Annotated in this window: 31 protein-coding genes; 13 read left to right on the top strand and 18 right to left on the bottom strand. The window is 63.3% G+C overall.

The window, feature by feature from the left end; genetic code table 11:
* Positions 1 to 174: 174 nt before the first annotated feature.
* The 18 genes from G4D77_RS24745 to G4D77_RS24660 form a co-directional block, all read right to left on the bottom strand.
* Entirely contained in the window at positions 175 to 426 is a 252-nt protein-coding gene (locus G4D77_RS24745) for a DUF1799 domain-containing protein (RefSeq protein WP_227740941.1), read from the bottom strand.
* A gap of 65 nt (positions 427 to 491) precedes the next feature.
* A complete protein-coding gene (locus tag G4D77_RS24740) occupies positions 492 to 947 on the bottom strand; it encodes a hypothetical protein (RefSeq protein WP_154833772.1) in 456 nt (151 codons plus the stop codon).
* A 34-nt stretch (positions 948 to 981) separates the two neighbouring features.
* Positions 982 to 1,908 (bottom strand): hypothetical protein, encoded by a 927-nt coding sequence (locus G4D77_RS24735; RefSeq protein ID WP_154833771.1) that lies wholly within the window; start codon positions 1,906 to 1,908, stop codon positions 982 to 984.
* 331 nt (positions 1,909 to 2,239) lie between these two features.
* Positions 2,240 to 2,713: a hypothetical protein gene (locus G4D77_RS24730; protein WP_154833770.1), complete on the bottom strand. Its 474-nt coding sequence runs from the start codon at positions 2,711 to 2,713 to the stop codon at positions 2,240 to 2,242.
* A complete protein-coding gene (locus G4D77_RS24725) occupies positions 2,710 to 3,210 on the bottom strand; it encodes a hypothetical protein (RefSeq protein ID WP_227740939.1) in 501 nt (166 codons plus the stop codon). Before G4D77_RS24725 ends, G4D77_RS24730 begins: the two co-directional genes overlap by 4 nt.
* Positions 3,207 to 3,881, bottom strand: coding sequence for a hypothetical protein (locus G4D77_RS24720; RefSeq protein WP_154833769.1), 675 nt, complete (start codon positions 3,879 to 3,881; stop codon positions 3,207 to 3,209). Before G4D77_RS24720 ends, G4D77_RS24725 begins: the two co-directional genes overlap by 4 nt.
* A gap of 178 nt (positions 3,882 to 4,059) precedes the next feature.
* Positions 4,060 to 6,414, bottom strand: a complete 2,355-nt coding sequence (locus G4D77_RS24715) for a phage major capsid protein (RefSeq protein WP_154833768.1) — start codon at positions 6,412 to 6,414, stop codon at positions 4,060 to 4,062.
* A gap of 8 nt (positions 6,415 to 6,422) precedes the next feature.
* Positions 6,423 to 6,671, bottom strand: coding sequence for a hypothetical protein (locus tag G4D77_RS24710; protein ID WP_154833767.1), 249 nt, complete (start codon positions 6,669 to 6,671; stop codon positions 6,423 to 6,425).
* A gap of 273 nt (positions 6,672 to 6,944) precedes the next feature.
* Positions 6,945 to 7,889: a putative phage head morphogenesis protein gene (locus tag G4D77_RS24705; RefSeq protein WP_154833766.1), complete on the bottom strand. Its 945-nt coding sequence runs from the start codon at positions 7,887 to 7,889 to the stop codon at positions 6,945 to 6,947.
* On the bottom strand, positions 7,873 to 9,375 hold the full coding sequence (locus tag G4D77_RS24700) for a phage portal protein (protein WP_154833765.1): 1,503 nt from the start codon (positions 9,373 to 9,375) through the stop codon (positions 7,873 to 7,875). The genes G4D77_RS24705 and G4D77_RS24700 overlap by 17 nt, the downstream gene beginning before the upstream one ends.
* 3 nt (positions 9,376 to 9,378) lie before the next feature.
* Positions 9,379 to 9,558: a hypothetical protein gene (locus G4D77_RS24695; protein WP_154833764.1), complete on the bottom strand. Its 180-nt coding sequence runs from the start codon at positions 9,556 to 9,558 to the stop codon at positions 9,379 to 9,381.
* On the bottom strand, positions 9,555 to 11,225 hold the full coding sequence (gene terL / locus G4D77_RS24690) for a phage terminase large subunit (RefSeq protein ID WP_213757750.1): 1,671 nt from the start codon (positions 11,223 to 11,225) through the stop codon (positions 9,555 to 9,557). The genes G4D77_RS24695 and terL overlap by 4 nt, the downstream gene beginning before the upstream one ends.
* Positions 11,226 to 11,228: 3 nt before the next feature.
* Positions 11,229 to 11,726: a DUF1804 family protein gene (locus G4D77_RS24685; protein ID WP_154833762.1), complete on the bottom strand. Its 498-nt coding sequence runs from the start codon at positions 11,724 to 11,726 to the stop codon at positions 11,229 to 11,231.
* Entirely contained in the window at positions 11,727 to 12,017 is a 291-nt protein-coding gene (locus G4D77_RS24680; RefSeq protein ID WP_046986407.1) for a hypothetical protein, read from the bottom strand.
* Positions 12,018 to 12,022: 5 nt separating this feature from the next.
* Positions 12,023 to 12,523, bottom strand: coding sequence for a hypothetical protein (locus G4D77_RS24675; protein WP_154833761.1), 501 nt, complete (start codon positions 12,521 to 12,523; stop codon positions 12,023 to 12,025).
* 40 nt (positions 12,524 to 12,563) lie between these two features.
* Positions 12,564 to 12,815, bottom strand: a complete 252-nt coding sequence (locus G4D77_RS24670; protein ID WP_154833760.1) for a hypothetical protein — start codon at positions 12,813 to 12,815, stop codon at positions 12,564 to 12,566.
* Positions 12,812 to 13,456, bottom strand: coding sequence for a lysozyme (locus G4D77_RS24665; protein WP_154833759.1), 645 nt, complete (start codon positions 13,454 to 13,456; stop codon positions 12,812 to 12,814). Before G4D77_RS24665 ends, G4D77_RS24670 begins: the two co-directional genes overlap by 4 nt.
* A 155-nt stretch (positions 13,457 to 13,611) precedes the next feature.
* Positions 13,612 to 14,019, bottom strand: coding sequence for a helix-turn-helix domain-containing protein (locus G4D77_RS24660; RefSeq protein ID WP_154833758.1), 408 nt, complete (start codon positions 14,017 to 14,019; stop codon positions 13,612 to 13,614).
* Between the two features lie 34 nt (positions 14,020 to 14,053).
* On the opposite strand from G4D77_RS24660, the gene G4D77_RS24655 reads away from it, so the two are divergent.
* Genes G4D77_RS24655 through G4D77_RS24595 form a run of 13 tightly spaced genes read left to right on the top strand, consistent with a single transcriptional unit; the run spans position 14,054 to position 21,084 of the window.
* Positions 14,054 to 14,353: a helix-turn-helix domain-containing protein gene (locus G4D77_RS24655; protein WP_154833757.1), complete on the top strand. Its 300-nt coding sequence runs from the start codon at positions 14,054 to 14,056 to the stop codon at positions 14,351 to 14,353.
* A gap of 41 nt (positions 14,354 to 14,394) precedes the next feature.
* Entirely contained in the window at positions 14,395 to 16,518 is a 2,124-nt protein-coding gene (locus tag G4D77_RS24650; protein WP_250134232.1) for a Mu transposase C-terminal domain-containing protein, read from the top strand.
* 59 nt (positions 16,519 to 16,577) lie between these two features.
* Entirely contained in the window at positions 16,578 to 17,315 is a 738-nt protein-coding gene (locus G4D77_RS24645; RefSeq protein WP_154833755.1) for an AAA family ATPase, read from the top strand.
* Positions 17,312 to 17,896 (top strand): hypothetical protein, encoded by a 585-nt coding sequence (locus G4D77_RS24640; RefSeq protein ID WP_154833754.1) that lies wholly within the window; start codon positions 17,312 to 17,314, stop codon positions 17,894 to 17,896. The genes G4D77_RS24645 and G4D77_RS24640 overlap by 4 nt, the downstream gene beginning before the upstream one ends.
* Positions 17,893 to 18,339 carry a hypothetical protein gene (locus tag G4D77_RS24635; RefSeq protein WP_154833753.1) on the top strand — a complete coding sequence of 149 codons (447 nt, stop codon included), beginning with the start codon at positions 17,893 to 17,895 and terminating at the stop codon, positions 18,337 to 18,339. The genes G4D77_RS24640 and G4D77_RS24635 overlap by 4 nt, the downstream gene beginning before the upstream one ends.
* Positions 18,329 to 18,550, top strand: coding sequence for a hypothetical protein (locus G4D77_RS24630; protein ID WP_154833752.1), 222 nt, complete (start codon positions 18,329 to 18,331; stop codon positions 18,548 to 18,550). Before G4D77_RS24635 ends, G4D77_RS24630 begins: the two co-directional genes overlap by 11 nt.
* The gene (locus G4D77_RS24625; protein WP_154833751.1) at positions 18,543 to 18,740 is read left to right on the top strand and encodes a hypothetical protein; all 198 of its coding nucleotides are present in this window, start codon (positions 18,543 to 18,545) and stop codon (positions 18,738 to 18,740) included. Before G4D77_RS24630 ends, G4D77_RS24625 begins: the two co-directional genes overlap by 8 nt.
* 2 nt (positions 18,741 to 18,742) lie before the next feature.
* The gene (locus G4D77_RS24620; RefSeq protein WP_154833750.1) at positions 18,743 to 19,003 is read left to right on the top strand and encodes a hypothetical protein; all 261 of its coding nucleotides are present in this window, start codon (positions 18,743 to 18,745) and stop codon (positions 19,001 to 19,003) included.
* A gap of 5 nt (positions 19,004 to 19,008) precedes the next feature.
* Positions 19,009 to 19,530, top strand: coding sequence for a host-nuclease inhibitor Gam family protein (locus G4D77_RS24615; protein ID WP_154833749.1), 522 nt, complete (start codon positions 19,009 to 19,011; stop codon positions 19,528 to 19,530).
* A 2-nt stretch (positions 19,531 to 19,532) separates the two neighbouring features.
* Positions 19,533 to 19,802, top strand: coding sequence for a hypothetical protein (locus G4D77_RS24610; protein WP_154833748.1), 270 nt, complete (start codon positions 19,533 to 19,535; stop codon positions 19,800 to 19,802).
* Positions 19,799 to 20,152 (top strand): hypothetical protein, encoded by a 354-nt coding sequence (locus G4D77_RS24605; protein ID WP_154833747.1) that lies wholly within the window; start codon positions 19,799 to 19,801, stop codon positions 20,150 to 20,152. Before G4D77_RS24610 ends, G4D77_RS24605 begins: the two co-directional genes overlap by 4 nt.
* The gene (locus tag G4D77_RS24600; RefSeq protein ID WP_154833746.1) at positions 20,149 to 20,631 is read left to right on the top strand and encodes a regulatory protein GemA; all 483 of its coding nucleotides are present in this window, start codon (positions 20,149 to 20,151) and stop codon (positions 20,629 to 20,631) included. Before G4D77_RS24605 ends, G4D77_RS24600 begins: the two co-directional genes overlap by 4 nt.
* A 36-nt stretch (positions 20,632 to 20,667) precedes the next feature.
* Positions 20,668 to 21,084 (top strand): Mor transcription activator family protein, encoded by a 417-nt coding sequence (locus tag G4D77_RS24595; protein WP_317840753.1) that lies wholly within the window; start codon positions 20,668 to 20,670, stop codon positions 21,082 to 21,084.
* Positions 21,085 to 21,151: the final 67 nt, after the last annotated feature.

The raw sequence follows: 21,151 nt of genomic DNA, 5'->3' as shown, positions 1-21,151 counted from the left end.
CAGTCCCATTCGTATGTTCAAAGTCATCGCACTGTTCCTGGCTGGTCTCTTCGTGACCGCCTCGACCCCCTATGCAATGGGGTGGTGGGTTGCGCTGTGGGCCATCGGTATTCCCGCCTGGCTGGCTTACTGCCTGGTGCGCGGATAAGAAGGCCGGCTCTGCCGGCCTTTTCCTTACCGATTGAGCAGATTCACCGTCTCAACCTCCAGCACCTGCAGCTGCGCGAACACCTCGCTTTCCAGCTCAGCCGGCACCTGGTACTTGCGCATCACCACCTCCACCCCCGCATAGTTCAGGCCCTCCCACACAGGGGGACCGCCGAAGCCCCTGGTCTTGACCCACTGCGTGCCGCAACCGAGGTACACGTTCCAGGCCAGCGCATGCTCCGGCCATAGCTCGTAGTCCTCCGCCGTGATCCGCTGCACTTGCCTGGGGATGAGCTGGTCGGGATCAATGCCCAGCGGCCCGCACTGCGCGCGCAGCTCGTCGTCTACGACGTAGCGGTCTGCGCTGTCGAGCCCGAGGTGGTGCTGGACAGCGCCACGGAGTTTTTTGTAGCGGCATCCCGCTGGTGCACGTTCATGCCGTCGAACCACACCACGGCCATGGCCTGCTCCAGACCCGGGTACACCTCTTCCGTGGCCCGGCGCTCTTCGTGGCTGTAAGGCACGGGGGAACCGTCCTCGCCAGTCATCCCGCCCCAGCCCACGACCACCTCGTCCAGCAATTCGGGGATGGTCAGGCGCTTGACCTCTTCCGCGCCATCGGCACCCGTGGACTTCTTGCCGACGACCACAAGCTCATTGATCTCATCGCGGCGCGACTTGGGCAGGCGCTTGAACTCCACGCTGAACTGATGTGCCGCGAACTGGCCGCCGTCGACGGGCAGGTACAGCGTGGCCGGAACGGAAATAGTGGGCTTGAGGCCGGAAATCTTGACTGCCATGGTTTTCTCCTTGGGGTGTAAAAAAGGGGTGCGCTCAAATCTCAATGGACCACTCGTCATTGCCGGCGTCCGAGGGGATGAAGGACAGCGGGATGGTCACCATCTGCACGCCGTCGCTGTCGTTGAAGGTGGGCTTGCCGACCTGGGCGCGGGCGCTCTTGAAGCTGACGGTGTTGGTCGTTCCCTGCCCATGCTTGAGTGCGATGGGCACGATGGCGCTGGCACGCGCCAGGCCGATCCAGTCCTTGGCGGCCACGCTGGTGTTCTCGAAGGTGACGCTGCCTGTGGACTTGCGGTCCGTGATCTCCACGGTGTCCACGTTCATCAGGTCGCGCTTGACCACCTGGTTGCCGCACTTGAAGCTGAAGGCGCTGCAGGCCACCGACAGGCCGTCGACGCTGAGCGTGGTGTTGGCCTTGTTCACGCCTAGCGGCGCGACGAAGGCGCTGTAGTCGACAGCAGGCAGGGGCGCATCGATGGCGGGGACAAACGAGCCCGTGAACTCGAATTTCCATTTGGGGATGGCCTTGGCATCGGTGCTGAAGTCGACCTCGCCGCGTGCGCCGTGCATCTTGTAGAGCGTGCCGTCCACGTTGCCGTAGATGGTCACGCTCTCAATGCCATCGGTCACAGGCGCAAAGACGGTCTTGGCCCCGGCCTGGTTGGTGGCGCTCATGGCGCAGGCGCGCAGCAGATCGGTCACACCAGGCAGATCGCCGGCAGCGGCCACGCCAGCCAGCTCCACCGAGAAGGCCATCTTCTGGTACTCAGTCACCAGAGTGCTGCCGCTGGAGCCGAAGAAGGGGCGGATGTTGTTGCGCTCGACCACATCGCCCTCGATGGGGGTGAGGGTCACGTCGCTGACCAGCATGGCGTTGGCCGCCAGGGGTACGACCCCCGTGCCGACAACGGTTTCAACCAGGGCCAGGATGGCCATCTTGCGCATGAGCTTTGCTGCCATTTGCTTTTCCTTCAGTGAGTGATTGCAGATTCGCCGTCACCAGGCGGCACTTCGTGGGGCTGCCTGGTTCGGCCTACGAGTTCCAGCTCCGGCCCACGGTCGCCGACAAGCGCGACACGCCAGAGGCCACCGCGCTTGGGGTTCGGGATCGCGGGCGCCGGGTTCGAGGGACTCGCCGTGGCATCAACCAGGGCAGTGCCAGCTCCATCGACAGCGGCAGGGGTGCCGGCCGTGGACGGCTGCGCGGCCTGCGGGACTTCTTGGTCTTGGGCTTGCGCCCCTTGCGCAGGCTCGGGTGCAGTGGTGGGTTGGGCATGGGTGGCCTTCTTGGTCACAGGTAGCTCCAGGTCTTCAGTTGCAGGACAACGGAGTGACAAAGCACTCCCGCGAAATTGACAGGCCCGGCGTCGGTGACTTGCACACCGTCCGCGTCGTCACCCAGCGGCCCCGGCTGGCACACGCCGCCCAGAGTTGGGTCAGCGCGTACCAGTGCGCGGAACTGCTCGACCAGGTCATCGAGCACCAGCTCGGTGGCATCGGCGTCTGTAAAAGCCATGTAGCCGCGCACCGTCCAGGTATGGACGTTCACAGAGCGGCCCACGTTGGGGCTGTGTTCGGCCGTGCTGCTGCGGCGCAGCCACCAGCCTCGGATATGGGGTTTGCCTGCGGCAGGCGTGTAGACGTACAGGGCCGCGAACTTGGCGTTACCGTCCGCGTAGCGCTCGCGGTCGTGCACGATGCCGACGTCGGGCACAGAGGCCAGTGCAGCCACGATGGCCGCGCGATGCTGCGCCAGCGTGCTCATGCCTGGCCCCCTGCGAGATGGGAGGCGACCCGGCCGGCAGCGTCCTCCAGCATGCGCAGCACCTGGCTCTCGGTTGCGGCGACCGCCTCGCCCAAAGGGCGCTTGGGCGCGGTGCCCTTGCGGGCAATCTTGCGAGCGACGAGGAACGCGACGCTGCGCTCGCGCTTGGCGGGCACGCCCAGGACTGCACGCACCCATGGCACCAGCGCCTCAATGGGTGGCATGTGCGGCCGCGTGCCCAGCTCCGCAAAAACAGCCGTAGGTTGCGAGCTGCCTACCGTGCCAATCACGCCGACCGGCGTTGCAAAGGCATCGCTGGCAATGCTGGCTGCGGTCATGCCCGTGACTTTGGGCATACGCTCCTTGGCTTCACGCTCCACCAGCATCGTGCCCTGCGTCATCGCTGCGAGCAGTTCATGCCGCGTCACATCCGGCGCCTGGGCGAATCCGCGCCGCAGCGCATCCAGCCCGGCAAAGGTCAGGTGCAGGCTGCTCACAGCACACCTCGCGTCAGCACGTTGCGACGCCGACCAGGCCAGCTCACCACGCCAGCGGCCGGCGCCAGGTCGCCACCCAGGTCGGCCTGTTTGAAAGGGTCAGACTGGCCTGTGCCGGCGTAGTAGGCCGAGCGGTATTCCTTGGCCCTGGCTGCGTAGGAGCGTGCACGGGTTTCGGTGCGGGCAACTTCGGCGCCCATGGGCGTCTCGCGCTCACCGCTGTAGCGGGTGGCGAGCTGCTGGCACAGCAGCCAGGCCGCGTACTGGGCCACCGCCATCCGGTGCTCCATGGGGATGGTGTCCTCATCCACGCCCAGCACGTGGGGCTGGGTGTACGACAGGCGCACCACGGCACCCGCTGGCAGGGCACCTACGCATTCCAGGCCCCAGCCCGTGGGGGTCCGATATGCGTCGATGAAAACCAGCTCGGCAGGACGCCGCCCCACCGGGTACTCAGCGCTTCGCACACGCGATGTGGCCCCCCAGCCCTCGGGCACCGGGCCAAACACGCTCAGCGCCGGCCAGGTCACGTCGGCCACGATGTGGTGGGGCCGATCTGCGCTGTAGCGCAACCTGGCCTCTTCGATGGCACGGTCGCGCACCTCGGCCGTGATCACCGTGTCCTGGTCGGCGACCAGGTCGTTCACGAGTTGCTGATAGTCGGCAAGCATGTCGGTCTCAGGTTGGAAGGCGGTATGGCTGGGTTTGTGCAGCCCCAGGTAATGGGGCTCTACAAACCCACCCCTTGCGGGGCGGGCCGGGCTGTTTCACCGAGGACAGCCACTCCCCTGCGCCACTGGTCCTGCGGCGCTTTCTCTCTCTGCTGGGTGTTGGATAGCGGGGAGTTGGTCAGGCCACCACAGCCTTGGTGGCGCAGCGGAAATCACAGACCGCGCCGCCGTAGATGTGGCGCACCTTGTAGGTCAGCTTGTCGGCCGAGAACATGGAGCCCGAGGTCGGCGAGTCCTGCACGAACAGCTCGGGCTCTTCCTTGCCGTCCAGGAAGCCCACCTCGACACCGGGGATGTCGGCCGGATCGGCCACCGTCACCCAGTCGTTGGCATCCGTCCAGTACCAGACCGGGATGATGTTCATCGTGAGCGCCTGCATGAACGTCTTCTCGTTGTTCGTTGCCAGCTTGAACAGGTCCACGGCCGCTTCCTGCAGGTCCACCGGCACGACCAGGCGGGTTGGTGCAATGCCGATGCGGTCGCCGCTGTTCAGTTCGGTCTGCTTGAGCATCGCCAGGCGGTGAGCCGCCAGCTCGGCCTTGGAGAGAGCACCCGTGAACAGGTTGTTGTGGTCCGCGTGGAAGAACGCCTTGGTGTCGTAGATGAGCGCATTGGAGCGGAAGAAGTCAAAGACGAACTTCGCCAGCGTGCGCTTGGCAGCACGCGAGAGCTTGGTCGGGATGCGCCGGATCGCACCCACGTCGTCGTTCTTGATCATTTCCAGGGTGACGTCTTCCGTGCCGCCCTTCTTGCCCGCCTTGTAGGTGGCCTCTTCATCGGTGGGGCTGGTCAACGGCTGGTAGTCAGCGCCTTCCGCGACCGAAGGCAGATCACCGTAGCCGCCCCAGCGTGTGCGGTGCTGCATGCGGAAGTCGCTCAGCGGAACCACGTTCACGACCTGGCGCCAGCCGTCGAAGTCCACCGCAGCGCGGTACTCGGCCAGCATGCGGCGGCCAATGCTGTCGCCCAGGACCTGGTCCAGAGAGTCACTGCCCAGGGACTCGACCAGGCGCGACTGATCGCATTCGCGCAGACGGCCCGTGACCAGGCGGTCACCCGTCATCTCGATATAGCATTCCTTGAACGACTGCACGCGGCCATGGTCCTTGTGCTGGGGGTCCCAGAACGCATCCAGCATGTCGCGCATGCCCAGGCTGCGGTCGCCCACCACGATGGAGCCGGCGCCGAAGGCCGGCACACGTACGGCGCCGCTTTCCGACATGCGGGCGATGTACTCGCCTTCGGTCTTGATCATGTCGCCCACCGCAGCTTCGGTCAGGCGGTCAGCCGCAGCCGTTGCGACCTGCGCGGACAGCCGGTCCTTGGCGGCCTGGGGCAGCTTGGCGGCGGCGATACGCTCGCGGGCAGCTCCGCGCAGCTCGAACACCTGCAGGTCGGCACGGGTCAGCGGCGTGCTGTCGCCCTGGGCCTCGGTCATGCGCTGAGTCCCCGCAGGCGGCACCAGGGAGCCGCACACGGATTCATGCACGCGCACCAGGTCGTCATCGCTGATGGTGTCGGAGTTGATGGCGGCATGCTGCGCCGGGTCCTTTGCCTTGATGGCTTCGAGCATGCGTTGCTTCCACAGAGGCATTGCGGTTCCTTCAGATTGATGAGGGGTGTCGGCAGGGGTGTCGGCGGTGGCTTCGGTCAGACGGTCCAGGCCGCCACCTGCGCCTGGCTCGACGATGAGATCGACGGAATGGACCTTCGTGAAACGCAGGGCCTCGCGCAGCGTCTCGGCGCCTACCTTGCGCTGGCGTGTGCGTGCATCGGCGTCGATGGACAGGCCCAGCAGGCCCTGCATGTCGCGCTTGACGGCTTCAACCATCTTGGTGACGGCAGGATCAGAAGGGTTGATGGCGCGGAACGTGCCAACGAGAGCGCCCGAGTCGGTGCCCTTGCCCTCCACGAAACGCACGCCGTAGATGCCACCGATAAGGTTGCGCACATCCTTGCCCTTGCCTGCGATGTGTTCGGCATCAGACTTGGCGAACACGCGCACGCCTTCAAACATCGGGGCGCTTTCGCGCAGGGCGGCGTCGGGGTAGAAGTTGCGATTGCCGCTGCGGCCGGCGCGGATCAGCGTCACCTCAATGGAGCCATCCTTGGCTTCACGGAATGCGGCGTTGCCCTGGGCTTCACGCACGGCACCAACGACAGCCGGCACCACAGATGCCGGTATGGCTTCACCCACGGGCTGGTAGTCGGCAACCACCTCAACGGCCTCGGCCAGGGCGACGGTGTTGTCGGTGCTCACCGTGTAGCCGTAGCTGTACATGCGGCCCTTGAACTGCACGACCACGCGGTCGGGCCAGATGCCACGCACGTCGACGTAATAGTCGCCATTCGCGGCCAGGCGCAGCTTGTCGCGCACGGCCTGGCGCACCAGTTCGATCAGTTGGCCGTACTCGGTGGTCACGGCTTCTGTGAGCCGGGCGTAGCCCGTGCCCGCTGGAATGAGCTTGAGCATGCCCGGGCTCACTCGTCAGCGCTGGAGAGCTTCTGGCCGTCCCTTGTGACGACCACGACGTGTGTGCCGTAGTCGCGGAACGACAGCACTTCACCTGTCTCGACGGGCACCCGCTTGGCCTTGGGTTCCTTCGTCACTTTGCCGCCAGGGCCACGGACTTCGACCAGCTCAATGGCGGTGCGCTTGACGCGCTTGGCAGCCTCGGCAGCCGTCAGCTGCTTGCCGCTTTCGGCGTCGCTGTTCTTGGAATCGGACATTGGTCACTCCATCGTTGTTGGGCCGCGATCTGCTGCGGCATTGCGATGGAGTGACTGTGCCGATGAAGGCGAAAATGAATAAGGACGGCGAGGGTCGGCATATGCTCAAAAATTGAGCGAAAATCTAATACCGACTGGGGATTGCTTTATGTGCATTGCAGGCCTGCATTGCGCATATGTTTAAAGGGCGTTTAAACGGGCTATCAGCGGCATTTCTGATTTTCCGCGCCCCGATGCCGCCTGCATTGGGTTTAAACGCTCACGCGGGCTCATTTACTCCTGGCGTCTGCCCGCTTTTTTCGCAGCCTGGTCCAGTGCAGCTTTTCTGCCATCGAGCTGCAGCTCGCGCTCGGTGAAAGGCTTTGCCCCCGGAGTCATCACCTGCCAGGTCTTGAGCCAGGGCAGCGAGATGCATCCACAGTTGATGATCTGCTCCACTGGCGCCTTCGGGTCATGCGGGCATTTCATCATGTCGAATCCGCCACTGGGATTGGGCACCTTGAAGGACTTGTCCGCATCCACGACCTGGCCGTCCATGATGTCGTGATTCCATCGGCTGTGAATCTTGCCACTCCGGCGCCATTGCTTTCCCAGGCCAAGCACCAGGGGCGCGGCCTGGACCAGGCGCTGATCAGTTGCTAACGCAAATGACCGGCTCACTTCCGTTCTGACAATGTTGGCTGCACGTCGCGGCGATTCCGCCCCCAGGACCTTCTGCACTGCCTGGATGGCCGCAAACGGTGTCTGGGCCCCGATGGTGACCAGGCTCAATTCGCGGCCTATGGTGCGAGTCGCCTCCGCGCCCACATCTTTCAGGCGCAGCACACCAAAGGATTGCATCTGTTTGAGAATGCCCGCGTCGAGCTGGCCCAGGCGCATCTCCACCGCGTGGCCGATGGCGGCCAGCGGCTTGTCGACCATGTCTTCACCAGCCTGCCACGCATCTTGCATGCGCGCACTGAACAGCACGCCCGCCTGCGTGCTGGCCCCTGACAGCACGTCCTCTATCTGGCCCAGCAGGCGCGACAAATGCCATGTCTGCCAGTCGGCTGGCAGGCCCGCTAGGGTCGCCAGGATTTGTGTTCGTGCTGAAGTCAGCATCTGCAGCACCTGGGTCTCGCCAGCCAGCAGCAGAGCAGCTCTCTCACGCAAGCGCTGCGCCAGCTCAGCCTCGAATGCCCGGCTGGGCTTGCCGGCCTGGTCAGACTTGCGCGCCATTGGTCTGGGCCTGGGCCTTGGCCTTGGCCGACACCAGGTCGGCCGGCAGGTTGGTAAACACGTCCTCGGCCGCGCGCTGCGCCCTGCGCTTTTTCGCTTCTTCCTGGGCTTTGCCGAGTTCGGTCTTGGCATCGAAGTCCTGGCCAAAGCGCTGAGCCACGTCGGCAACGATCTTGAGCGCGGTTTCTTCGGTCATGAGGCCGTTGTCGATCATCTGCACCACCGCGCTGACCACGGCCTGCATGGCACTGGCGAACTTGGTGATATCCCGGTTGAGCAGCTCGGGGAACACCGCAGTCACCTGCCATTTGTCCTCAGACCAGTCGGGCTCCACACCCGAAGCCCGGGCATTGCACAGCAGCACGTAGCGGCCAATCTCTTCGAGCATGAGCCGCAGGAACGATTGCCGCAGGCTGTACGTCTTGAATGTCGGCTCGCCCATCTCGGATGCAGCGGCGCGGTTCACATCGCCGCCACCGCCGAACCAGTGCTCGGGCATCGTGCTACCACCCAGCACATGGTTGCGCAGCAGCCGCGCGCTTTGGGTGGTGTCAGCCGCCTGCAGCTCTGGGGCCTTGGCGGTGAGCGTGACAGAGTCGTTGTGGACAAAGGTACTGTTCGGGCCAGGCGGCACGAACTTCTTTTCGTAGTCGGCCACAGCTTTTTCATCGGCGCCCTTGAGTTCGACGTCCCAGACGAAGGACCGCAGGTAGCCGATGCGGTCCAGTTCGTTAAACAGGAAGTCGTCATAGGCATCCAGCCAGTCCATCTGGCCCAACAGGTCACTGCGCCCACGGCTGCCATTGGGGAACTTGTTGAGCTGGTACAGCAGGCATTCGCCATCCGTGAATTCTTCGGCACGGATGCGTGCCGTGTTCTCTGTGAACAGAGCGTCATCCTCGCCCAACACGATCACCCGGTACTTGTATTGGCGCCCGCGGTTGTCCCGCTTGGTGACGACGCCGATAGGCTGCTCCGGGTTATTCGGATCGTTGACCACGGTGGCGATCTGGCGCGGGTCCAGGTAGCCCAGGCGCACGAAGCCGTCCCCATCGCGCACGTTGACGATGTAGCACTGCTCGCCCAGCAGGCCCAGCGCCCGCACGCGCGGCTGCAGCTTGAGCGGCCAGTTGTTGATAGGGTCGCTCCAGAACCCGTTCAGCAGCTTCTGGTGGTCCGCGTCCTGGCACTGCAGCGTCACGCCTTCGGCCAGCAGATAGGCCAGCGGTAGCTCCACCAGGCGGTTGGCAATCAGGTTGCTCTGCCACAGGTGCTCGGCGAGTTTTTGCATGCGGTCCTGTGCCATAGGCGCCAGGTCGCGCTCGTTCTGCTGGCTTGAGCCATCCGAGATGCGCCGCCATCCCTGCTCACCAGAGCCCTGCGCCGAAGCGGCTTCACGCATGGACTGGGCACTGGGAACGGCAGGCTCCACGCCCAGCTCGACGCCCAGGCCTACGAGAGATTTGAAGCGGTCGATGAAACCCACGGCTCAGTCCTTTGCAGCAAGTTCAGCGCCGACCAAAGCGAGAGCCAGTTGGCCGTGGTCGTTGTGCTGGGCCACGACTGCGCGCAGCTTGGCAGCGGCCAAGCTCACGCCCGCACGGTCCTCGTCGGGCAGGCCGGCGATTAAGCCACGGATCATCAGCAGGTCTTGCTGTTCATTGGTCATCGGTTTCTCCTGAACATGCGTGCCGCCTGCCTCGCATAGCGTTCGCGGGCGGATTGGGGTTGGGTGGTGTTGCCGCCTTGGGCTGCGGCTGCGAGGCCGCCTGTGACGCACAGCATCCAGAGCATCTGCACCATGTCTGGCCCGTCGTCGTGGTCAGCCTTGGGGAAGTGCCGGAACTGGTCAATCAGCGTGGTCTGGCTGCTGTGGACCCGGATCAGTCCGTTGTGCATGTGTGGCTGCAGGCTCTCGATACGCAGCAGCTTGTCGCTGATGGGGATCAGCGCGCGTGCTGGCACAGGCACGCCCAACTGGGCGCTGCGCTTGACCAGCTCAGTGCGGAGGAATTCCTGGAACTGCACCGACTCGAAGCCCCAAACGATGCACCCATACTCGCGCTGGACTTCGATCACGTCGCTGATGATGCGGTCAGGCACGCGCTTCTTGATGGCGGCCTCGACCACGTCCATGACGCCGGTTTCCCGGTTGTAGCCACCGACACCGATGGCGCTCGGGTCACGGCTGTTGCCCGCTTTACCCAGGCTGGGATCGCAGGCGCCATAGAACACCCATTCGGCCAGGCGGTTGACCCAGAACTGAATGCTCTTGGCGAACGGAGCATCCTCGCCTGCGACCGGGTCGTTCTGCTGCTCGCTGTCGAAGGCGTCATGGCCCTCGCGGGCGCGGCGCAGCATCAGCTTGACCAGCGGGCGCAGCGCAGGCCAGCTCACCTTGGCGCCCTTGTCCATCTCTGCCTGGTGGTCGCGGTAATGGGCCATGGCCGCAGCCTCGCCTTCCTGCGGCGTCTCGGCATTGAGCAGCAGTCCCTCGAATTGCTCCCACAGGTCCATCCGCTCGGGCCAGTTGATGATGGCCTTGAAGACCTTGCGATTCCACAGAGGATTTTTGAGAAAACGCGAGAGCACGCTGTCGTAGTGCAGGACGGTACCGACCAGGATGGCGTCCATGGAGTCATCGGGCGGACCCAGCGACAGCACGCTCTTGGTCACGAAGGACTGCAGCTTGTCGCGCTGGGCCGGCGTGTTGACGTTCTCGTCGTTCTCGATGTCGTCCATGATCGCCAGGTCGGGGCGATGCGCGCCATGGCGCCGGCCGCGAATCTTCTTGGCCGAGCCGAAGGCTTCCACCTTGCGGCCGTTCCTGGTGACGATCACGCCTGCGCGCCACACCCGCCCCTGGCCTGCGACTTCGGGGAAGTCGCTAGCGATACGCGGATTGGCTTCCAGCTCGGCCTTGATGGCTTCCAGCATCTCAGCCGCCTGCTCAAAGGCATCCATGACGATGATCGGATACCACTTCGCGCCCGTGACAACGCACCAGCTGACGAAGCTCATGGATATCTTGGTGGACTTGGCCTCGCCACGTGGCGCCGCCACCGCATCGCGTTGCCCAGCCGCAGCGTTGACGATCTCGGGCAGGCGCTTGTAGAGGTATTTGTGCAGCTCGCTCGGCTCTGCCTTGCCGTAGTGCGGGAAGTAGTGCCGGTCCCAGTACTCGTACCCCTTGACCGGATCACACACCAGCCGGCGCCTCTGCGCTATGGCCTCGGCACTGACATCCCAGCCGTCGAGGTTGGCGTCGATCTGCTTGCGCAAATCGTCGGCCAGGGCCGTGAGCCCCGCCAGGAAATCTTTGCTGTTCTTTGCCATGGATCACCGCACCTTGGCGAGTTCTTCGCCGAAGGGCTCCAGCATGTCGACCAGCGCGCCCAGGTGCTGCGGGAAACGCGAGCGCACGAACACCGCAAATCGCTGCAGCACGTCGAGCTGCACGGCCTGGCGGTCCAGCTCGGGGTTGAGCCTTTTGAACGCGGCCATGGTTTTGTTGAAGCTGTCGCTCATGCTCGCCAGCGTCTCAGCGCGGGCCATCGCGCTCATGTCTTTGGCATCACGCAGCAGGTCCATGGTCGCCTGGTGCTGCACCAGGTAGTCCTCCAACAGCTTGGTGGACAAGACCTTGAAGTTGTCATCGCCCAAGGCAACGGCCGCGCGCCCGGTCTCCCAGTCATCGCCCTCCGCCGCCGCCTCCTGCTTCCACCGATTGGCTGTGCTGCGGGGCACGCCCAGCTTCTTGCAAGCCGCATCCATCGTCATGCGCTGATAGACGTACAGGCCGCGCAGTTGAGTGCGTTTTTCCTTGCCGTGCGCCATTCAGTTGCCCAGGCCACCGTTCATGAACTGGCGGATACCTTCGACCACCAGCGCAGTCCCCACGGCCACGGCACCGCCAGACAAGGCACCTGCCACGGCTGCTTTCTTCTCGACCTCGCGCAGCCGTGAGTCGAGGCCGCTGTAGTGCTCCTCCATGCGCTGCTCCATGCGGTCCATGCGCCGGTTTTGCAGGTCTTGCCCATCTTTGAGGGACTGCACCAGACCATGGATTTGGCCCAGCAACAGCAGCTCCTGCCGGCGTTCGGAATTTTGTTGAAAGTTCTCGCTCATGACGCTCAGAGGTTGTTGTCGATCAGAGTGGTGCGGCACGATGCATAGGCCGCGTTGAGGGTTTCGATTTCCTGGATTACTGCTCCAAGGCGCGCAGAATTTCTTGCTGGAAGTAGCCCGTAGGCCTCGGCTGTGTTTGCTGCACCAGGGTCGGCGCTGGCGGGCGCTTCACCTGGGGGGCCACCACTACCCGGCCCACAGGCTGCGGGCTGGGCGACGACGCGCACCCGCACAGAGCGGCGCTCAAGCTCGCCGCGAAGGCGAGCAATCTCCTGCAGTTCGGCTGCATCAGTTTTCTCCTGGTGTTCATGTTTGGCGTCGAGCTGGGCCTGAGCGGTGTCACGCTCGGCCGTCAGGCGGTCCAGCTCGGCCTTGGCCGTGGTGTTCTGGGCTTTGACATCAGCCTGCAGGCGCGTCAGCTCTGCGGTCGCCACCCTGGCCTGCGTGCGGTAATGCACCATGCTCAAGCCCAGGGCCAGGCACAGCAGCAATGCGGCGGCCAGCACGGCGGCCTGCAGGGCTTCAAGAAAGCGTGTCATCGGCCGCTCACTTCCACAGCACGGCTCGGACCTGCAGCACGTATTCATAGACCAGCTTGCAGTCCTCGCCTTCGTAGCCAAAGCCGTTGACGAACTCGGAAAACGAAGGCCCCATGCCGGCTTGGTCCAGGTAGCGAAAGAACTGCGCCGCTGTTTCCGCTGTGGACATGCGGAACTCTTCTGCCTTCTCGGCGACGGCCTTCTCAGCGCGCAGCTTTGTGATGAGTGCCCACTCGTCGTCCTTGAGGTAGACCTTCATGGCTTGGCACTCCATGTACCCGTAGCGAAGTCATAGCGCGCACGCAGCTCAGCCACGCCCTTCAGGCAGGTATTGCGCTCTTTCAGACGACGGTTGTAGAGCCCACGCACGAAGCGGTATTCCCACTCGCCCTTGGCATTGCGGGCGCCCGTCTTGGTGTAGCTCCAGGCCGGCGTGCCATCGGGGCCATGGGCCAGGGCATCGCAGGCTTTTTCGTACTGCTGCGCGTTGAGCAGGCCCATGGCACGACTGGCGCAGGTGCTCGCCTCGCCGAAGTTGTGGCCGTGGCTGGAGAACGAGTTGAGGATGGGCTGCGTGACAGGGACGCGGATGCAGTCCAGCACGCGGGCCTGGCCGTGCTGCAGCACCAGGCCGCCGACCTCCTGGCATTGGGCATCCGACCAAAAGTCGCCCAGCACCACAGGCGCCGGACTGACGCTTTTGGTAAGCCCCAGGCACGCGGTCGGCAAGCCTCCTGCGAACTGGTCTGCATAGACCACGTTGCGGAACTGCGGGCGCCCTTGCGCATCCGCTGGACCGTCCTCGAAGCCGGAGATGTACGTGACATAGGCCGACCCGCCCAGCACCAGAGGGATCCCGTAGCGCAAGACGGATTTGCCGAGAGAAAGGGTGTTCGCCATGCCGCCACTGTCGTGGCCGGATGGCAAAGAAAAAAGGCCGGCGAGCGTCGGCCTTAAATGGGAGGGAGGGGCATTTACGGTATCACGCCCTGCACTGCAGGGTCAAACCCATGTACACGATGAATGCCCCAGGGTACCGATAGTACCGAGCACTTTTAGCGCTTGTTCTGTTGCGCTTGCCACGCAAATGAGAGCACCTCATCCACTGTCCTGCGGGCATTGGCCGGCAGCGCCTCATAGCGACGCAGCATCTCTTCGACATCTGCCGTGACCTTCATGGGCTTCGAACGAGGAGCTCCAGTAATGAGAGGACCGAGATCAATAGCGAACTGAAAGTACAGCTCAGCAAGGTAGTCGGCATCTGGTGCCGTAGCACCTTTCTCGTACTTCAGTTGCGTCTGCTTGGTCACATGCATCAAGGCTGCGAAATCAACAACGGTGAGTTGCAAGGACTCGCGCAAGGACTTGATGCGAGCCCCGCGTTCAGAACGAGCTCGCGCGATTTCCGACACACCAAGAAGGTCATTTTCATTTACCTTGCTGGTATGTTTTTCGTTACTCATAATCGCTCCATCTTAGTCAACCTTGAAGGGGTGAATGATGACAGCGAAGCACCGTTCCGCGCGGGATTTTTTGAACGAACTTGAGCGCAAAAACGTCACCGTCGCGCAATGGTGCCGCGACAACAAGTTCAGCACCAGCATCGTGTGGGCGGTCATCAGTGGCGCCGTTGTGGGGCGCAGCGGTGAGTCCCGTCGAGCAATGCAGTCCATGGGCCTTCCGCTGCCTTCCGCACGCCGCAACCGTCCCGCACATCAGGAGGTCCGTGCAGCGCCCACAAACCCTCGCACGGCTTCCGCCAAGCGCCAGACACAAGCATCTGCAGCGAACCGTTGATGGCTTGGCTCACTGCTCAAGAAATAGCGGGCTTGCCGGGCATGCCGACGTCCGAGCGCCGCACCCGAGACAAGCTCGCGGCGCTGGCTGTAGAAAGCCGCCCGCGTGCAGGTCGCACGGGCGGTGGCGGGCTGGAATACAACCCGGCCGGTTTGCCCGAGGAAACTCGCGCCGCCATCACTGCACAGCAGATCGCGGTGGCAGGCTCTGCCGCTCTGGCTGTGGTTGACGCGCCAGCGGTGCGCTCCTTTGTCAGCACCACTGTCGAACATGCGCCGACGGCTGCACGCATCCCTGCTCAATCCGAGAAGGATGTGGCTGATGCGCGTGTGCGCCTGGTCAACATGGTTCATGAGCTGGTGCACATGCACGGCCTGCGTCGCGCATGCCAACTGCTGGCAGCGCGCATCACAACGGGAGAGGCGGGATCGGAGACGCAATCCATTGCCCGCCAGGCCAATCAACGAGCGCGCGGCGATTCGGTCAGCGCTCGCACGCTGGAACGTTGGGTGGGCATGCACCGCGCCAATGGATGGTGGGGCCTTCTGCCGGTGCCAGAGACGGCGCGCGATTCGCACCAGATCAACGACGACGTGGCCGCAGTGCTGGGCCTGTATCACAGCCGCGATCCGCGCTTTCGCAAGCTCAGCGGCGCCGCCAAGGAGGTCACGCGCAAGCTGGGCCGCGACTTCGACAGCTGGCGCACTCTGTACCACCGCGCACGCCGGGCACTCGACAAGCTGGGCAAGTCTGCCCAGGCCAGCGTGGCCCTGATCAAGGCCCGTCACACAGGTTCCGAGCGCGACGTGCGCCTGCCGTACAACAAGCGGGATGCCAGCATGCTGGTGCCCCTGGATGTGTTCGTCATGGACGGCCACACCTTCAAAGCTCGGGTGCGCCATCCCGATCACGGGGCTCCCTTCGCGCCAGAGCTGACCATGGTGATTGACTGGTCCACGCGGATGATCGTCGGCTGGTCAGTGTCTCTGTCCGAGAACGTCATCGCCGTGGGCGATGCACTGCGCCACGCCATAGGTCAATGGGGCATCCCGGCCATTGTTTACACCGACAACGGGGCTGGCGAAACCGCCCTGGTCATGGACTGTCCTATCGATGGCTTGATGGCCCGCTTGGGCATTGATCACCGCACCGGCATCCCCGGCAAGCCACAAGGCCGTGGCGTCATCGAGCGCAGTTGGCAAACCCATGCCATCAATTGCGCACGCCAGTTCGGGAGCTACCAAGGCTCCGATGTGGATGGCGGAACTTATCGCAAGGTGGCGGCTGAGCTTGCCAGCGAGCAACGCGCTATACGGCGTGCAGAGGCCACAGGGGCCGTCGTCAAGCTCAGCACCAAAGCTCCGACCTGGGCGCAATTCGTGGACGCGGTCGAGGTAATGGTCCGCGAATACAACGCGCAACACCGCCACCGCAGCTTGCCCAAGCGCGAAGACGGCAAGCACATGACGCCGGCCGAGGCATGGGCTGCGAAGTTCGACCCAGAACTGCAGCACAAGCCCACGTTGGGGGAGCTGCGCGAGCTGTTCATGCCAGCAGTGCTGCGCACGGCGAAGCGCGGCCAGGTCACGCTGTTCAACCAGGACTACCAAGCCGCCGAGCTGATGCGCCGGGATGTGGACGGCCGCGAAGTCAGCGTGCGCTACGACATCCACGACCCGAACTTCGTGCGTGTGTACACGGTGGATGGCGACTTTGTCTGCGATGCGCTGTGGAACGCCAACCGCATCGACGCCATGCCAAAGCCCGTCGTGCAGATCGCCCGCGAGCGCCGCGTTGCCACCGCCGTCAAGCGCCGCGAGCAGCAGATCCAAACCGCCCTGCGTGAGCTGGACACCCCCATCGATGTGCCCGGGACTTTTGCGCTTGAGGCACCCGCCGCTGCGGTCGTTGAACTGCCCATCGTCTCGGAGGCGCCCGCTACCGAGGCAGTTCTCGTGGCCCCCAGTCGCCCCTTCTTCGACGCCCCCAGCAACCGCTACGAATGGCTGATGCGCAACCGCGATCAGTGGACCGATGCAGACGGCGCATGGCTACGCAACTACACGGCCAGCGAGGACTACGCGGACTTGCGCGACTACTACGAGGGACGGGGGATGGGGTGGAGCGACGCGGGCGAGCAGCCCGGTTTTAAGAGTGCCCTGTGACGTTTGCAGACGTCACAGGGCGGTGTCAGCGATCAATCGATAGACAGAGGAAATGTATCGTGAAAAAAGGTTTCGTCAAAACGGAAAACTTCAAGCGCTTGGCCGAAGCTCAGAAGCTGGTCGAGCGGCGCGGTGCACGCGAGGCCGGCCTGGTGCTGGTCAAGGGTCACTACGGCATCGGCAAGTCCGAACTGACCGAGCGCTGGGCGGCAGACAGCGGTTGGGTCTTCGTGCGGGCAAAGGCCACCTGGACCAAGCGCGCCATGCTTGATGAGCTGGCCGAGCGCATGGGCCTGTCCAAAGTGGGCCGCAACCAGGAGGTGCAGGCTCGCATCATCGGCAAGCTGGCCGTGGACATGGTCCCGATGATCGTGGACGAGGCCGACTTCCTGGTCGGCACCACGGGCTCACTGCTGGAGGTGCTGCGCGACATCACCGACATGACGGGCACGATGTGCTTTCTCGTCGGCATGGAGCACTTCCCCATGAAGGTAGCGCGCCATGGGCACATCGCCAGCCGCGTCGCCAAGGTGGTCGAGCTGCTGCCGATCTCCCTGGCCGACGTCAAGGCCACGGTCACTGCAAAGTGCGAAGTGCCCATCGCAGACGATGTGCTGCCCGAGCTGCTCAAGCAGGCCAACGGCCGCATGCGCCTGCTGCTCAACGCCATCGCCAACCTGGAGCAGTGGGCCGATGCCAACGGCTGGGACAAGGTGACCTTGGAGCGCATCAAGGGTCGCCCCCTGTGTCCTGAGTTCAACGGCAAGCAACTTGGCCGCCGTGGAGAGCTGCAATGAGTCAAACCCACACCGAGTCAGCACTGATCGTGCTGGGGCGCAAGGTTCGACTGCGCAACCTACCGTACTTCAATGCACATGACCTCATGCGCTGGGTACCAGAGCTTGCAACCCAGGATGCAGCAGACCACGTCATCGTTGCCCTGAGCCAGCTCGGCTATGCCGAAAAGTTCACTTCGCCTGGCATGTGGCTTTTGAATACGGAGGGCATAGAAGCCAGCCGCGCCGCACGCGCCCAGGCGGCAGGGAAAGCACGAGGAGCGACCCTGACGAACAACAACAAGAAACGAGACACCGGCGGCTCCTTGCACCGCCGCCTGTGGAACCTACTTCGGATACGCAAGGCACTCACCACCGAGGACGCGACGAGCCTCTTGGCTGATGCCGGCGAGGACACCCGCAGCATTCAAGAATCCATTCGGAAATACCTTCGCCACTGGAGACAAAGTCGCCCAGACGTAGTGCAGGTCAGCGCAAAACGCATCAATGGCTTTGTGCGCTATGTGCTTGTCAAAGACATTGGAGCAACTCCCCCGCCCCAGGACAACCTCCCTGCACATGTTCGGAGGGCTCGGAGATGACTCCAAAGCTGGCCTACCAAAGCGAGCCCTGGTTCGCACTGCTGGACGAGCGCACCCGTCAACCCGGGGCCGTGCGCGCCCACATCGCGCAGCGGTTGGGCATCAGCCGATCCGCGCTGAGCCAAGTGCTCAACGGCAGCGGCGCTTATGGCAGCGGCGCAGCCAGCACCGCGCGCATTGCGGATCGCGTGCAACACACCTTCGGCTGTTACGCATGCCCTCACCTGACGGCTGAATCTGGTGGTGATGAACACGTCATCACGGCAGAACAATGCCGCGCCTTTGCACACCGCCCAGCACCCACCGCAAGCCCGCGCGACATGCAGCACTGGCAGGCCTGCAGGCAGTGCCCGCACCGGGAGGCGAGCGCACCGCCTGCACCCAAGGAACCACAGCGGCGCGCACGCCGCACTGTCGACCAGGAGAACGGCGATGCAGCGTGAAGTGATCCACATCGCACTACCTCTGGCCGAGGCCGACTACCACCGCCCGCCTCTGGGCTGGATCAAGCGCCGTGCCAAGCGCCTGCAGCGTGCCTACGGCATCACACGACGCCTGGCTATCGCGTCCGCTGCGGACGACTACTCGACGTTCACGCACATGCACCGCGAACGCCTTTCTCAACTGCTCAAAGGAGGTCCCCACTATGCGTAAGCACCAACAAATCAAAGGCTCGTTCAAGCAGGGGCCGATGCACTTTGCCCCCACGGCCATCGAGCATGAGCAGCGCGAGATGAGCCGGAGCGCCAAGGCTGCCCTGACCGCCGTGCTTTTCATCCTGATCATGGCCCTAGGGTTCTGCATCGCAGCGGTCCACGGCTTTACCGAGCTGAGAGGGTTCTGACCATGGCTGCCTATGGACCCACCAACGAGGAAGTCGACGCGGTCGAGCGCCTGGCACGCGCATCCGCCCAGCTCGTTCAAGACCAACCTCAAGACATCGCACTCAACGCCCTGCTGACGGCCTACCTGAACACGGCCGCGCGCCACGGCGTTCTGCGCCAGGTCCCTTCCGCAGCGGCAGCACTGGCACAAGCCGCCCGCGTGCTCAGCGGTCATGACACCGCATCGGCATCGACAGACCTTCCCTCAACCCATCACCACTAATCGCCATGGCAACCCGACTCAAAGCTCAAGCCCAAACCGCAGTCCCCCAGAGCAAGAACGACTGCGCCGAATACATCCGCCAAATCGGCGACTTGCAGCGCGAATTCGAGCGCCGCCGTGGGGAGATGAACGACGCCATCGCGGCCATCACCCAGGACCATCAGCCCACGCTGGAAGCGCTTTCGGCCCGCATCACGCTCCTGCAGGAAGGGGTGCAATCCTGGTGCGAGGCCCACCGCGTCGAGCTGTGTGGCGAGAACGACAAGCTCGGCAAAACGGCCAACTTCGTCACGGGCACCGCCAGCTGGCGCATTCGCCCCACCAGCGTCAGCATTCGCGGCGCAGAAACAGTTATCGAAACGCTGGAGCGCATGAACCTGCAGCGGTTCGTGCGCAACAAGGCCGAGGTGAACAAGGAGGCCATCCTCAACGAACCCGATGCCGTTCGCGGCATTGCGGGAATCAAGCTGGTCACTGGGGTTGAAGACTTCATCGTCCAACCCTTCGAGGCCAAGGCGGAGGTTTGAACATGGGACGCCCTCCTGCCAAAAGCGTGCCGATGGCGTGCCTGACCATCGGCCACTACGACTATCTGATGCCTGCAGCCAAAGCCATCAAAGTGGCTGAACTGATGCAAGACGCCTTCAACTGCACGCGCAGCTTTGGCGACCACGACTACGTGTATGAGGTTCAGCCCGAGCAGCCCCGGGTCTCGTTCTCCCTGGTGCGGCCCAACCAAGTCCGCATGCCCGATGCGGAGCCGACGCGGCAACCCGCAAAGCCGAGGCTGCTGAAATGACTGACGCCATTCCTCTCATCAGTTGCCAGCGGCACCTCGACCCGGTGAAGGTCGGCCACAAGGCCAGCACCTTCCAGGTGTTCGTTGTCCGGGTCGTGCAAATCGAGTTGCGTGGCGCGATGTACCGGGTATTGACCGATGGTCATCACAACCTGGCGGCGGCACGCCTGGTCGGCGTCGAGCCCACATGGCGCGGCCCGAGCCGCAAGCTCCAACGAATCATGAACGAGCTCGGCCAGGCCCGATTCGCCGCAATGCTCATCAATAACCTCATCGACTCGGATTGGTACTACGTCCACTCCGGGCAGGTCGTGCCCGAGTTGCTGGGTATCGAAAGGACTGCAGCATGAATGCCACCTCTTGCAATCGATTCAAGGCTTATACGAGCCAATCAAATGGTGACGCCCAACGAAAGCGCGAACTCGGCCATATCCACCAGGGCCGGCAGGCCCTGGGCTGGAGTGACGACGACTACCGATACCACCTTCGTCAGCAGACTGGCGCCATCAGCTCTGCCACGCTAGACAGTCAAGGCCGAGCCAAGATACTCGCGCACATGGCCAAGCTCGGGTTTATCCCAAATGCCAGCACGTTCAGACCCTTCGACCAGGCTGAAAAAATCAAGTGGCTGTGGAAGAAGTTGTGGGAAGCCGGAGGGCTGCGCGATGGGAGCGCTGCAAGTCTGCTGGCATTCATTTCACGCACCACTGGCACCAGCTATGCCGATATTAAGTTCATACCAACATCAGACGCATCCAGGGTCATAGAGGCTCTCAAGTCGATGTTGGACCGAGCCAAGCGTAGCCAGAAAATAAAAAATGATCAATGAATTTAAATAAGTCTTTATGAATTCGACTCTATAACTATGCCCTCACAACCCGCCATACCCATAGAACTGCTACCTCCCCTACTTCGGGAGTTTGAGCGCCTGGTGGGTCTTCGCGCCACCATGGCATTGGTTCAAGGGTGGGGAGGATTGCGCGTCTACTTCCCCACCCCAGACCGCGTGACGGTAGATCACCCATATGTGAAAGCGATCGGGCTTGACGCTCTAAAAAAGCTATCAAGAGAATATGGAGGCTTACCCCATTTTCAGCTACCCAAGGCAGAGCGCGCGCTGCAGGCAGTACGCAACGCTCGAATTGCGGCAGACTATTCAACCCACAAAACCGCGCGGCAAATCGCCGTAGAGTACGGACTGACGGAACGCCAAGTTGTCCGGCTTGTCGGTTCCATGGGGATTTCTGCACCTAAAGAACGAAGGCAACGCACACTATTTTAAACAAAATGCTTTAATATAAAAAAGCCCAACTCAGAAGAGTTGGGCTTTTTTATTACCGCGCAAAATA

It is taken from the genome of Delftia sp. WY8 (assembly GCF_018437695.1).
Taxonomy (GTDB): Bacteria; Pseudomonadota; Gammaproteobacteria; order Burkholderiales; family Burkholderiaceae_C; genus Comamonas; species Comamonas tsuruhatensis.
Note: the sequence above shows the minus strand (reverse complement) of the source record. Positions and strands in the feature narration are given on the sequence as shown.

Coding starts and splice junctions, on each gene's coding strand:
- G4D77_RS24740 (WP_154833772.1), bottom strand. CDS start 947: ATGGCAGTCAAGATTTCCGGCCTCAAGCCCACTATTTCCGTTCCGGCC.
- G4D77_RS24735 (WP_154833771.1), bottom strand. CDS start 1,908: ATGGCAGCAAAGCTCATGCGCAAGATGGCCATCCTGGCCCTGGTTGAA.
- G4D77_RS24730 (WP_154833770.1), bottom strand. CDS start 2,713: ATGAGCACGCTGGCGCAGCATCGCGCGGCCATCGTGGCTGCACTGGCC.
- G4D77_RS24720 (WP_154833769.1), bottom strand. CDS start 3,881: ATGCTTGCCGACTATCAGCAACTCGTGAACGACCTGGTCGCCGACCAG.
- G4D77_RS24715 (WP_154833768.1), bottom strand. CDS start 6,414: ATGCTCAAGCTCATTCCAGCGGGCACGGGCTACGCCCGGCTCACAGAA.
- G4D77_RS24710 (WP_154833767.1), bottom strand. CDS start 6,671: ATGTCCGATTCCAAGAACAGCGACGCCGAAAGCGGCAAGCAGCTGACG.
- G4D77_RS24705 (WP_154833766.1), bottom strand. CDS start 7,889: ATGGCGCGCAAGTCTGACCAGGCCGGCAAGCCCAGCCGGGCATTCGAG.
- G4D77_RS24695 (WP_154833764.1), bottom strand. CDS start 9,558: ATGACCAATGAACAGCAAGACCTGCTGATGATCCGTGGCTTAATCGCC.
- terL (WP_213757750.1), bottom strand. CDS start 11,225: ATGGCAAAGAACAGCAAAGATTTCCTGGCGGGGCTCACGGCCCTGGCC.
- G4D77_RS24685 (WP_154833762.1), bottom strand. CDS start 11,726: ATGGCGCACGGCAAGGAAAAACGCACTCAACTGCGCGGCCTGTACGTC.
- G4D77_RS24680 (WP_046986407.1), bottom strand. CDS start 12,017: ATGAGCGAGAACTTTCAACAAAATTCCGAACGCCGGCAGGAGCTGCTG.
- G4D77_RS24670 (WP_154833760.1), bottom strand. CDS start 12,815: ATGAAGGTCTACCTCAAGGACGACGAGTGGGCACTCATCACAAAGCTG.
- G4D77_RS24665 (WP_154833759.1), bottom strand. CDS start 13,456: ATGGCGAACACCCTTTCTCTCGGCAAATCCGTCTTGCGCTACGGGATC.
- G4D77_RS24660 (WP_154833758.1), bottom strand. CDS start 14,019: ATGAGTAACGAAAAACATACCAGCAAGGTAAATGAAAATGACCTTCTT.
- G4D77_RS24655 (WP_154833757.1), top strand. CDS start 14,054: ATGATGACAGCGAAGCACCGTTCCGCGCGGGATTTTTTGAACGAACTT.
- G4D77_RS24650 (WP_250134232.1), top strand. CDS start 14,395: ATGCCGACGTCCGAGCGCCGCACCCGAGACAAGCTCGCGGCGCTGGCT.
- G4D77_RS24640 (WP_154833754.1), top strand. CDS start 17,312: ATGAGTCAAACCCACACCGAGTCAGCACTGATCGTGCTGGGGCGCAAG.
- G4D77_RS24635 (WP_154833753.1), top strand. CDS start 17,893: ATGACTCCAAAGCTGGCCTACCAAAGCGAGCCCTGGTTCGCACTGCTG.
- G4D77_RS24630 (WP_154833752.1), top strand. CDS start 18,329: ATGCAGCGTGAAGTGATCCACATCGCACTACCTCTGGCCGAGGCCGAC.
- G4D77_RS24625 (WP_154833751.1), top strand. CDS start 18,543: ATGCGTAAGCACCAACAAATCAAAGGCTCGTTCAAGCAGGGGCCGATG.
- G4D77_RS24620 (WP_154833750.1), top strand. CDS start 18,743: ATGGCTGCCTATGGACCCACCAACGAGGAAGTCGACGCGGTCGAGCGC.
- G4D77_RS24615 (WP_154833749.1), top strand. CDS start 19,009: ATGGCAACCCGACTCAAAGCTCAAGCCCAAACCGCAGTCCCCCAGAGC.
- G4D77_RS24610 (WP_154833748.1), top strand. CDS start 19,533: ATGGGACGCCCTCCTGCCAAAAGCGTGCCGATGGCGTGCCTGACCATC.
- G4D77_RS24605 (WP_154833747.1), top strand. CDS start 19,799: ATGACTGACGCCATTCCTCTCATCAGTTGCCAGCGGCACCTCGACCCG.
- G4D77_RS24600 (WP_154833746.1), top strand. CDS start 20,149: ATGAATGCCACCTCTTGCAATCGATTCAAGGCTTATACGAGCCAATCA.
- G4D77_RS24595 (WP_317840753.1), top strand. CDS start 20,668: ATGCCCTCACAACCCGCCATACCCATAGAACTGCTACCTCCCCTACTT.